Consider the following 10,674-nt stretch of genomic DNA (forward strand, 5'->3'; position numbering starts at 1 on the left):
TTTGTTTGGTCTCTAGGACGGTTTCCCGTCCGATCTGTCGCTTCACTTTCTCTTCGTATCCAAGACCACAACCAAGCATCGTTTCTCGGAGCATCTTAGAGACCTTCATCCCATCTCGATGACTTCTCCAATAATCTCGAAAGAAGCGATCTGTTTTCAAAATGGTATCCCGTGTCTTGGAGAAGCAAAGACCAACGGCTAAACATCCATTTGCGACGTAGAAAGGAATCCCAGACTTAACCGCAAAGCCAGCCATGAGGGGAAGCCACCACATGAGGTTTCCATATAAGAACGAGCTTACTTGCTGAAAGTGGTTATCTGTTTTAGAATAAAAGGGAATCTTTTTTCTTTTCATTTTGGATCAACTCCTAAATGAGGTGCCCCAGTTGGACTGCCATCCTGCTAGGGCATTTGTTTTTTTTGTTTTGCATACTCTTTAGCAACCCAATCCAACTCTTCGAATTCGATCAAATCATACGGTAAGGGGGGTAAAATCGATTCTAGCTGGTGTTGTTTCTCTTCTTCTACTCGTCGTCTTTCTTTTTCCAATCGATTTCTTTCTTCCTCTTCTAAGCGTTCCAACTGCAGTTCTCTTTCTCTCTTCTTTGCTTCCTTTCTTTGTTCACGCTCCCGTTTTGCCCTCTTGGTGTAGTCGGTCTCCATGGTGATGAGATCGTAAGCAGGTTCGAAAAGGCATTTAATCCAATCATCATTGGGCTCTCTTGTAGTAAACCAACTCATTTTTTATCACCTTTCTTCTTTCCGCTAATAATCTTTGTTGCGATGATTTTGGAATTATGTCCTGTTGCAATGTTGATTTGATTACCAGTGCCCTTCTTTGCCGCCTCTTTCAATGCTTCCCCTAACTTATCCCACATCATAAATTCCTCCTGCTCACTCACTGTTTAAGCACCTTTGGATTTTGGTTTACTCAAGAAACTGATCGACTCTGCGATAATATCGAGACTAAACTTCTTCTCTCCATTGGAATCCGCAAACGATCCAGCACTCACACGACCCTCAATCGAAATTAACGAACCCTTCAAAAGATTGCGACATTTATCTGCCTCACGACCCCATACCGTCACCGGGATAAAATCAGTGGTCATTTGCTTGGTCTTCTTATCGAAATAACCTTCCACTGCTAGACGTAAGAACATGTATGACTTTCCATTGCTTGTTTTGTTTACTTTTGGATCTACTGCCACACGACCGACTAAGCTTACTTTGTTCATTTTGAATTCCTCCTAGTTTTGAGTGGGTACTACTTTTTCAATCATAAAGGCGAGTTCGCTTTGTAATTCGTCATCTGTCAAGTAGTGAGAGAGCCTTGTGATGTGGTTGTCTAACATTTCGCAAACTTCATCTCGTGAATGATCGTGATAGCATCTGACACAACGTTTTAGCATCTCAGTAACTTCAACTTTCAAACCTTTCCTTAAGCATCTGAGACAATACAATGTGTGATGGTGTTTCATCATAAAGCATTACTCATAAGGACTTGGGCTTGCTGTTTCAATTCTTTCAGGAATTGTCGTTCTTCTTTCATCTGTGCGGCTTTGCCATCTTCCCACATGCCTTGTAGAAATCCCTGAGAGTGGGTCTCGATCTGGAATTGGAGAACTTCTAAGCGGTAGTCGATTTTGGATAGAACTGGATTCATGAAGTTCACTCCTTATGGTTTATTGGGCTTGCTGGTCTATCCATTGTTCAAGCTTGTGTTTCGGAACGACTTTTCTTTTACCGATGTGAAGGACTGGGAAGTTAGGGTTACGGAGTAATTCATAAGTCATGGAACGGCTAATTCCGAGGATTTTTGCTACCTCTTTTGCATTGTAGGTTTTGATTGATTCTCGTTGAGTTTCTTGTTTTTGTTGTATTGGTTGTTGTTTTAGATCGAGTACTTTTGCATTGAGTTCAGCTACTTCCTGAAAAAGTTGATTCATGTGGTTTGTTGTATTCAATGTTCCATGCACCTCGCTTCTGTCTTATTAATTACATTATATAATCATCATTATGATAAGTCAATAAATAACTTAACACAATGGTGATTATATTTTTTTATTCGTTGTGAAGGTTCGTGTATACTAGTAGTAGCAATAGTATAAGGAGATTGAGGTGGAAAATTTGCTTGGAAAACGTTTGAAGGAAGCACGACTAAACGCAGATATGCTACAGAGAGAAGTAGCTGAAAAAATCGGAATCGGTCATGCAGCCATTTCACAATATGAAAAAGGAAATCGAAATCCTGATCCAGAGACGCTATCTAAGATAGCTAATCTATATGGAGTATCAGTTGATTGGCTTTTAGATAGACCCTCAGATCAAGTTTCCCAAAATGAAGAAAAACTTAGTGTAGTCGATCTAGAAAAAATTGTTGAGATGATTAATGATGGAAAGGCGCACTATGGAGGAAGACGTTTAACAAAAGAGGATAGCCGATTTATCACTGATTTTATTCAGTTCGCTATTCAAAGGAAGAAACATGATGAGGAAAACGATTAATATAATCTCCTCAACTTTATTTGGAAGCAGTAATGACCGATTTCCTTAACAATATCAATTGGAAAATCCTCAACTTCAATTAGATGATTTATAACTATCTCCAAATCTATTTTTTGATTATCACGTAGTTCCAATATTTCTGAGACATTAAATGTGATCATCTATTTTCGTCCTTTCTATGATTTCTCAATAAGGGATAGAATCTAATTACATTATGCTTTCTATCGTATTCGTTTGGAATAACCTCAATAGTTTGAAATAAATAACCCCATTCACACTAATTGGTTTGAGCGGAGGACACATCATGAGATACCACTATGGAATAACCATTCGCGAGGGTAGAGAAAGCTTAAAAATGACTCAGTCACAGTTAGCTTCACTATGGCCACAAACTGGTGATCGAATAGGAGTAAGCGTAAACTATGTATCTGACATAGAGCGTGGTATAAAAAATATCACCGATGTAAAAACTCTTCGATGTTTATGTGGGATACTACATATCCCCCCATGGAAGATGGGTTTATCAGATTACGACCCATTTAATCCACAGCAAATAACCCATAGTGGATATAATCACTACGGTATAATAAAAGTTACTGATTCACCTATTGATCGTATCTTAGACTATAAGAACTGTCTGCTTGAAGCAAAGGGAGAGTGCTTTATATCGGGTACCTCAATGATTCACATAGCCGAGGATTCCAGTGATATTTTAAAAGAAAAACTGTATATAGGTAATGTACATTTGTTACTTTTAGATCCTGATTGGATTGAAACAAACTATTCCATTCTCACTTTTATGAGTGACGAGGAAGATAGGCAAAGCTTTCATTATGAAATAAGAAATTCTATCCGCAAACTTAATCAACTCCGAAAATCCTTGCCGCAAGACATAGCACCACGTTTAAAAATAAAGACTTACAGCACAATTTTTCCATATATCATGACAGGATTTGATAATGGAGACACAGGAAAATTGGTTGTTGAAATTCTTGACTATGTACCAGAAAAAAGATGCCCTCGTTTTACATTGAATAAAAATAATGATCGAAACTCGCTATTTGAACAAGTAAAGGATAAATTTCTTTCAATGTGGCACAACGAATTTATTGTTAAGGAGATCTAACAATATGAACAAAGATCTATATTTCAAGTATCAATGGAGATATAAAAAAGAAGATTTAAAATTTTGCCCTCGGTGTGGTCATCATTTTTCACTTGAAGACCTCCATATCTCTAATCAACCTCAGCTACTTTGTCATAATTGTGAATTTGTTTTCTACATAGACCCTAAACTCGTAGTCGTTGCCGTCGTTTTGAATAAAGAGGAGAATAAGGTCTTACTTCTTCAACGGAACGAGGAGCCAGGGAAGGGATTGTGGGCATTTCCAGGTGGACACGTAGAGCGTGGACATGATTTATTTGAAACAATACAGAGTGAGGTAAGAGAAGAAACGGGACTTTCTGTAGCTGTGAAGGGAATAATTGATACCGACTCTATAGCTAGTGATGGGGTTGTGCAGTTGACATATAGAGCGATTGCACACCATGAAGAAATTATCATTAATATGGAAAGTCAACAGGGTCGTTTTTTTGCCCTTGATCAAATTCCATGGGACGCTCTTGCTTTTCCATCGACCAAAAAGATTTTACAGCTAATAGCCAAAGAATAGTTCAAACAAGATTGCAAACCATTTGCAAACGTGCCATGCAAACTTGTACAATACCTTGCATAATAAAACAATAAAATTCCTAGCTTTTTATGGACTTGACAGAAATATAATACACTATAGAAATAGCCATGATATTACTAAGAATGTGATATGATGAACATGTTAAATTATGAGAAGGGACAAATCACAATGAAAGATACACAACTTCGTTCCCTGCGGCAAAAAGAATTGCTATATACAAACATTCTTTTTGTCGTTTATGCTGTAATCGTATTCGGACTTATTTTTAGTCGAGCTTCTACCCCTTTCGTTTATGCGGTATTGGCAATCATTTTCGCCATCTCACCGCTTAGTATGGTATTGTTTCGCAAGTCAAATATTCTCTATCTCATGTTTCCAGGAATGAATGAACTTCTCCATTATGAGAAGGAGAAACTAGGAGATCAATGGTTACGGTATCAATTATCAAACGTATATTTGCAAGTGGCAGTCTCACTGTTTTTTGTGATCCAAGTTATTATTCGTCCCGCTCATCCATTTGTTAATGGCTTACCTTTATGGTATTTCCTTGTGGTTCCGGCTGTTTTGTGGACATTAGGAAATCTAAATGTCCGAAGCCAAGCTCGTAGGATTGATCAGTCTGATTATGAGCAGCTAAAGGTTTATACAGGTGATCGCGTTTTATTTACTTCTATTTTTTCGATTGTGGCACTGGTGATAACGGGTGTGGTATTTGTAGCTTATAAAATATTAGAGAAGTCTTGGTCGCATATTGGTCCGTTTTAGATTGATATAAAACCCCCTGATCCGTTGTATAATGGATCAGGGGGTTTTATGCTTACTTTGCTTCTGCTAGGTTTTCCTTTAACTGTGTTTTACTATGTTTTAAAATGCGACTCGTTACTTCATAGGCGGAGGTGAAGGATAGTTCGGAGAGTTGACCTTCTCCTTGACACCAATCCCCAGCAAACGATGCATTTGGTAGACTATAAAATTTTACTGGCATGAGTCGTTGGTCGTTGATACATTTGATTTCTTGTACGGTTGCTTTTTTGGATAGGCGTTTGGCTACTAAGAGATCACGCCAACCAGCATAGTGCTTGTCGTATACGGCTTCAATGGCGGCCACTTTTTCATCGGCCTTCCCCTCAGCTATCTCTTTCTCATTTAGATAGGCAATCGCTTGTAGAAGTTGCCCACCTTCTGGAACACAGGTGTGATCATAATGAGAAATATCAGTGATAAAAACACGTTCCTGCTTATGATAGATGTAAGTATATGGGCTTGGAATCCGTTTGCTTAAACCGAGGTCATATACCACCACTTGGGTCGGTTTATACTGATTGTACTCGTCAAATAAAGATGCATATTTGGTTTCAGCAAACAAAGTAGCCAGATCTTTAGGTGGGATACAGAATACAATTTGATCAGCGACATACTCGGAGCCTTCTTTGCCGAATAGCTTCGTGACTCGATTCTCCTCCATTTCTAGCTTGGAAATCTTTTCTTTGGTGATAATCTCCCCACCATTTGATTCAATGATGTTCGCAAATCCTTCTACGATTGACTGCCAGCCACCACCAATATAGGCAACGGCACGGTTGGTAGAGAATAGACGCTTATAATACTGGAAGAAGAGTGGTGATGGAATCTTTTCGGATTCATTGGTAAAAAAGTTAGATGATGCTACTGTGAGTAATAAATCTCTAATTTGGGCGGGTTGGCTCTCTAAGTATTCCCCGATCAGGACTCCCTCTTCTCCCCGTTCAATGGAAGAAAGAGTTTTTGCGATTTCATAAGCAAAACGAACCTTATTGTTGGCATCTAGTATTTTCGTTTTATACAAGCCCTCCAACGTGGCAGGCATAGGTGTAGTAAAAGAACCTAAATCATAATAAGCTTTGGAAGGTGTAAAGTCTTTCCAATCCACTTGAAGGTGAATTTCGCTTTCAAATTTGCGTAAGATGGATCGATCCCGTGCGTATATAGCATGGGCTCCAAAGTTAAAGTTAAACCCTTTCATGGGAATCGTGATGGCACGACCGCCAAGCTTAGGTGCTTTTTCTAGTAGGGTAACTTGATAACCGTGATGTGCGAGTCGCGCAGCTGCAGACAGGCCAGCTAGACCTCCTCCAACTACTATTACTTTCTCCGGCACAACAAACACTCTCCTCTATTAAAAGCGATTACACTTTTTGTTTTCATTTGAAGATATATACAAAATTCATTTTCATCATCTTCTATTGTAACAATTTGTGAGACGATGAGGTAGTGTTCATGATATGTTCGAAAATTTCGCTTTATTTTAGAACAATAGGCTACATGATATAGTAAATATCACGAAACTACATAATGAACTAAATAGAGAAAGGATGATTTGGATGAATCTGTCTTCTGCGGGGGAACCGAAAGTAATCGCCCTCTATCTACCTCAATTTCATCGTGTTATAGAAAATGATATGTGGTGGGGAGAAGGTTTTACCGAGTGGACGAATACCCGCAAAGCAACCCCGTTATTTCCCGGGCATTATCAACCGAGGGAACCACTAAATGATTTTTACTACGATTTAACAGATCCAGATGCGAGAAAATGGCAAGCAGATATTGCGAAGGAACATGGGGTATTTGGTTTTTGCTATTATCATTATTGGTTTAAAGGAAAAATGTTACTAGAGACCCCGCTAAATGAAGTGCTACGTTTAGGAGAACCAGATTTTCCTTTCTGTCTTTCGTGGGCAAATGAAACGTGGAGTCGTAGGTGGAATGGAGCAGATCAAGATATATTAATGGCTCAAGAGTATGGGGATGAGGAGGACTGGAAAGAGCATTTTGATTATCTAGTACAAGCCTTTAAAGACCCCAGATATATTTGTATCGATCATAAACCCCTCTTTACTATTTATCGTGCCGGCGATATCCCACGTTATCGTGAGATGTTATCCTATTGGACTGAATTGGCGAAGCAACACGGATTTGAGGGGATTTACTTCGTAGAGACGGTATCGGGAAGGCCACCGTTTAAGGAGTTGGATGGCTTTGATGCTACTTTCGAGTTTGAGCCTACTTATACGTTGGCATGGGATCGAGCGAATCGAAATGAGATCATTAGACAAGCTCCATCCTATCAAAACCCTAAAAAATCCTTCCACTTGTACGATTATGATGGTATGTGGGATCGGATTTTAAAACGTAATCCGGACAGAGGAGAGAAAAAAACGATTTTAGGTGCCTTTGTGGATTGGGACAATTCTGCGAGGGTGGGGGAGCGTGCTTCCGCATTCACGATTTCAGATAGTACACCTAAAAAGTTTGGGAACCATATGGCTAGGCAATTGGAGAGAGCGAAACAAATCGGAAGTCCCTTTGTTTTTGTAAATGCGTGGAATGAGTGGGCAGAGGGTACTTATCTTGAACCAGATAAGAAGTATGGGCACGGGTATTTGGAGGAGTTAAAGCGAGCAGTCGGACAAGCCAGTGGAAAGAAAAAACAGCCTAGATAACTTACTCTAGGCTGAGCGATGGAACGGAGATGGAAGAAGAGTCCGTAAGGGTTTTTTCTACCTTCTTATATTTTCGATACATTGCGATCCGCCAAGGTAGCAACATCCCGAATGCGAGGATAAAGAAAATGCCAGCTGTTTGAGGGATGCTAATGTGTTGTTCAATGTAATTGTGTAGTGAAAGTCGGATCACTAGTAAAGTAACGATAATCACTAAAAATGCTTTCGATCGCTTCAGATAGATTTCATTGTTTTGAATTTGAAAGTTGGACGTGAGGATGAGTGGAATCGCTAGAAAGATGAAACCACATATAAAAGCAATGAGCGCCCAGCTCCATGGAATTCTGGTAAATGGAAATAAAAACATAGCAAATCCAGTGCTCATCCCAAGAGGGGGGATAAGGATTTTCTTTGCTGATGTAGGTTTTTTCGTAGCACGAATTCTGATGATCATTACAGTACATGCCATTACAACTAGAGCAATGGTTGTCATGATATGTACATTAAAAGGAATGAACTGTTCCATGACCGAAGCCCTCCTTCATTACAGGAAAACGCTAACACAAAAATTTTTGAAAGTAAACCGCTTGACTATAGCATATAGTTAAATCATAATGGCTATACCTATATTGTAAGTGTTAAATTGACATCTTAAACCTATTTTACATATAAATAATGAAATGCGATGAAGAAGAAGAGTACCCAAGGAAGGATTGTGCAGAGAGTTGATGGCCGGTGAAAATCAACCAATTCCCTTGGTGAATGGACTTCTGAGCAGTACTGTGAACAGGTAACCTCATTAGCAGATAACCGGCGGAATCCGTTACGATTCATGAGAGCACGATGTTTGTTTAGTTATGCATTGTGAACTAGGGTGGTACCGCGAGAAAAGCTCGTCCCTTTGAGGACGGGCTTTTTGTGTTGATTTAGAAAAGGAGATGATTGAGTTGAAGTGTGTATTTAGTGGCGTGAAACCGACAGGGATTATCACATTAGGGAACTATCTAGGTGCAATTAAGCGATTTGTTGATGTTCAAGACGAAGCGGAGGAAAATTTCTATTCTGTGGTAGATCTTCATGCACTCACAGTCGCACAGGATCCCAAAGAAATGTACGAGAACACATTAAATATAGCGGCTGTTTATCTAGCGGTAGGATTAGATCCTCGCAAAGCCACTCTTTTTGTCCAATCTCATGTACCTGCTCATGCTGAAGCTTCATGGATGCTAACTTGCTTATCCCGAATGGGTGAACTGAACCGGATGACACAGTTTAAAGATAAGGGAAGGGGGTCTGATAGCGCAGGAGTTGGTTTATTTACGTATCCAGTCCTAATGGCTGCAGATGTTTTACTCTACCAGACGACTCATGTACCTGTTGGAGAGGACCAAAAACAACATCTTGAATTAACTCGTGACCTAGCTGAGCGATTTAACCGTGATTACGGAGAAATATTTGTTATGCCGGAACCATTGATCGCAGAAGTAGGAGCTCGTATTATGGGGCTACAAAATCCAGAGAAAAAGATGTCTAAGAGCGATGATAGTGACGCTAACTACATCACCTTGATGGATACGCCTAAAGAGATCGAGAAGAAAATCAAGCGGGCGGTAACAGACTCCGAAAATGCGATTTATTTTGATGAAGAGAATAAACCAGGGGTAAGCAATCTGCTTTCGATTCAAAGTGTGCTTACAGGCGAGGATATGGATCGCATTGTCCAATCTTACGAAGGTTTGGGATACGGGGCATTAAAGAAAAATCTCATTGAACTTACAGTGGATCACTTAACGCCAATTCAGCAACGCTACCAAGAAATTCGCCAATCAGAGGAGTTATCGAATATCTTACGTCATGGAGCCGAACATGCAGAAGCAGTAGCGGGTGGGACGTTAAGAAAAATGAAAAATGCTCTCGGTTTAGTCCGTTTGTAGGATAATACATCGAAACAGCCACATGTTTAAATACGTGTGGCTGTCTGTTTTAACAAATTTCCTTCTTATTAAAATAAGACGATTTGTTTTCGCCAGTTTTGATGTTCTTCTTCGGATAGGAAGGTTCGTTTGGGAATAATGACTGCACAGTTTTTCTGCGTATTACGATTATATTTGGCCTACGCGCAATCGCAAAAGATGTCTCTCCATGTGGATGAGTCATTTTTTTATATACATAGAGAAGCCTACCCATCATAAATAATCCAAACAAACATACCTATAGTAAGAATATTTATTTAAGGAGGTATACCATGTCCCAAGCAAATATACCTAATATTTCACCGAATATAAGCATTACAAGAGAAGATGCAGTGAATCTTCTATTATCATCGATTGCATTAGAAGAGTTAGGCTTAAGTCATATCATTAACGCCGAGGGTGAAAAGCTACAATACGTTCTCGGAACGCTCCCTGGAGTCTCAACATCCTTTCAACCCACGATTAGCGATTTACTTACGATCAATAATAGCGTTCGCGACACGATTAATGTAATCGGGAAGAAAGAATGGATCCTAAATGAGAAGCTAGAAAATGTGTTAAACACAGATGTTACAAGAGGTCCCACGGGATCGGCAGGTGCCACAGGGCCCACAGGTCCATCTGGAGGACCCCCCGGACCAGCAGGCGCTACTGGGCCTCAAGGGCCAGCAGGGCCCACGGGGGCGATTGGAGCCACAGGAGGCACAGGACCTCAAGGGCCGACGGGACCTCAAGGGCCGACGGGAACTTTTGTTACAGGTGATTTCTTATTTGTAGTTCAAGGAAACTCAGGCGCGGACGGAACAGTTCTACTTAGCTTTGGAGATACACTCAACTTTATATCTGATACGTTAGAAATCACGGTAACGCCTGGTTCTGCCATCGTAAAACTAGAAGTACCTACCGGCGCTAACGGAGCTACGGGAGCTACCGGGCCTCAAGGACCGACGGGTGCGGATGGTGCAGACGGCGCTACAGGACCTCAAGGAGATACCGGGCCTCAAGGACCGACGGGCGCGGATG

At 40.3% G+C, this 10,674-nt stretch carries 15 protein-coding genes and 1 other annotated feature; of the genes, 7 read left to right on the forward strand and 8 right to left on the reverse strand.

Going from position 1 to position 10,674, the window contains the following annotated elements:
• From BT147_RS11720 to BT147_RS11740, 6 genes are all read right to left on the reverse strand, one after another.
• Positions 1-355: hypothetical protein (locus tag BT147_RS11720; protein WP_143187995.1), on the reverse strand; the 355-nt coding region annotated here is incomplete at its 3' end.
• A gap of 47 nt (positions 356-402) precedes the next feature.
• Positions 403-741 carry a hypothetical protein gene (locus BT147_RS11725; protein ID WP_072335483.1) on the reverse strand — a complete coding sequence of 113 codons (339 nt, stop codon included), beginning with the start codon at positions 739-741 and terminating at the stop codon, positions 403-405.
• Positions 738-878, reverse strand: a complete 141-nt coding sequence (locus BT147_RS15600) for a hypothetical protein (RefSeq protein WP_177239806.1) — start codon at positions 876-878, stop codon at positions 738-740. Before BT147_RS15600 ends, BT147_RS11725 begins: the two co-directional genes overlap by 4 nt.
• 27 nt (positions 879-905) lie before the next feature.
• Positions 906-1,235 (reverse strand): single-stranded DNA-binding protein, encoded by a 330-nt coding sequence (locus tag BT147_RS11730; RefSeq protein WP_072335486.1) that lies wholly within the window; start codon positions 1,233-1,235, stop codon positions 906-908.
• A gap of 242 nt (positions 1,236-1,477) precedes the next feature.
• The gene (locus BT147_RS11735) at positions 1,478-1,663 is read right to left on the reverse strand and encodes a hypothetical protein (protein ID WP_072335489.1); all 186 of its coding nucleotides are present in this window, start codon (positions 1,661-1,663) and stop codon (positions 1,478-1,480) included.
• Positions 1,664-1,682: 19 nt separating this feature from the next.
• Entirely contained in the window at positions 1,683-1,964 is a 282-nt protein-coding gene (locus BT147_RS11740; protein ID WP_218159119.1) for a helix-turn-helix transcriptional regulator, read from the reverse strand.
• Between the two features lie 154 nt (positions 1,965-2,118).
• On the opposite strand from BT147_RS11740, the gene BT147_RS11745 reads away from it, so the two are divergent.
• From BT147_RS11745 to BT147_RS11760, 4 genes are all read left to right on the forward strand, one after another.
• The gene (locus BT147_RS11745; protein ID WP_083426540.1) at positions 2,119-2,505 is read left to right on the forward strand and encodes a helix-turn-helix domain-containing protein; all 387 of its coding nucleotides are present in this window, start codon (positions 2,119-2,121) and stop codon (positions 2,503-2,505) included.
• A gap of 304 nt (positions 2,506-2,809) precedes the next feature.
• Positions 2,810-3,631 (forward strand): helix-turn-helix domain-containing protein, encoded by an 822-nt coding sequence (locus BT147_RS11750; RefSeq protein ID WP_072335491.1) that lies wholly within the window; start codon positions 2,810-2,812, stop codon positions 3,629-3,631.
• Between the two features lie 4 nt (positions 3,632-3,635).
• Positions 3,636-4,178, forward strand: coding sequence for an NUDIX hydrolase (locus BT147_RS11755; RefSeq protein ID WP_072335494.1), 543 nt, complete (start codon positions 3,636-3,638; stop codon positions 4,176-4,178).
• A gap of 189 nt (positions 4,179-4,367) precedes the next feature.
• Positions 4,368-4,964: a hypothetical protein gene (locus BT147_RS11760; protein WP_072335496.1), complete on the forward strand. Its 597-nt coding sequence runs from the start codon at positions 4,368-4,370 to the stop codon at positions 4,962-4,964.
• A gap of 52 nt (positions 4,965-5,016) precedes the next feature.
• Here the strand turns inward: BT147_RS11760 and BT147_RS11765 are convergent, their stop codons facing one another.
• Complete coding sequence (locus BT147_RS11765) at positions 5,017-6,336, reverse strand: phytoene desaturase family protein (protein WP_143187996.1); 1,320 nt, start codon at positions 6,334-6,336, stop codon at positions 5,017-5,019.
• Between the two features lie 223 nt (positions 6,337-6,559).
• Between BT147_RS11765 and BT147_RS11770 the strand changes: the two genes are divergently transcribed.
• Complete coding sequence (locus BT147_RS11770; RefSeq protein WP_072335502.1) at positions 6,560-7,678, forward strand: glycosyltransferase WbsX family protein; 1,119 nt, start codon at positions 6,560-6,562, stop codon at positions 7,676-7,678.
• A 1-nt stretch (position 7,679) separates the two neighbouring features.
• Here the strand turns inward: BT147_RS11770 and BT147_RS11775 are convergent, their stop codons facing one another.
• On the reverse strand, positions 7,680-8,204 hold the full coding sequence (locus BT147_RS11775; RefSeq protein ID WP_072335505.1) for a CcdC family protein: 525 nt from the start codon (positions 8,202-8,204) through the stop codon (positions 7,680-7,682).
• 150 nt (positions 8,205-8,354) lie between these two features.
• Positions 8,355-8,582 (forward strand) — a binding site (T-box leader).
• Positions 8,583-8,625: 43 nt separating this feature from the next.
• Here BT147_RS11775 and trpS point away from each other — a divergent pair.
• Together trpS and BT147_RS15605 are read left to right on the forward strand one after the other, a co-directional pair.
• Complete coding sequence (gene trpS, locus BT147_RS11780) at positions 8,626-9,612, forward strand: tryptophan--tRNA ligase (RefSeq protein ID WP_072335508.1); 987 nt, start codon at positions 8,626-8,628, stop codon at positions 9,610-9,612.
• A gap of 311 nt (positions 9,613-9,923) precedes the next feature.
• A partial coding sequence (locus BT147_RS15605; protein ID WP_177239809.1) for a collagen-like triple helix repeat-containing protein occupies positions 9,924-10,674 on the forward strand: 751 nt, incomplete at its 3' end.

The sequence above is a fragment of the Thermoactinomyces sp. DSM 45891 genome (assembly GCF_900119485.1).
Taxonomy (GTDB): Bacteria; Bacillota; Bacilli; order Thermoactinomycetales; family Thermoactinomycetaceae; genus Baia.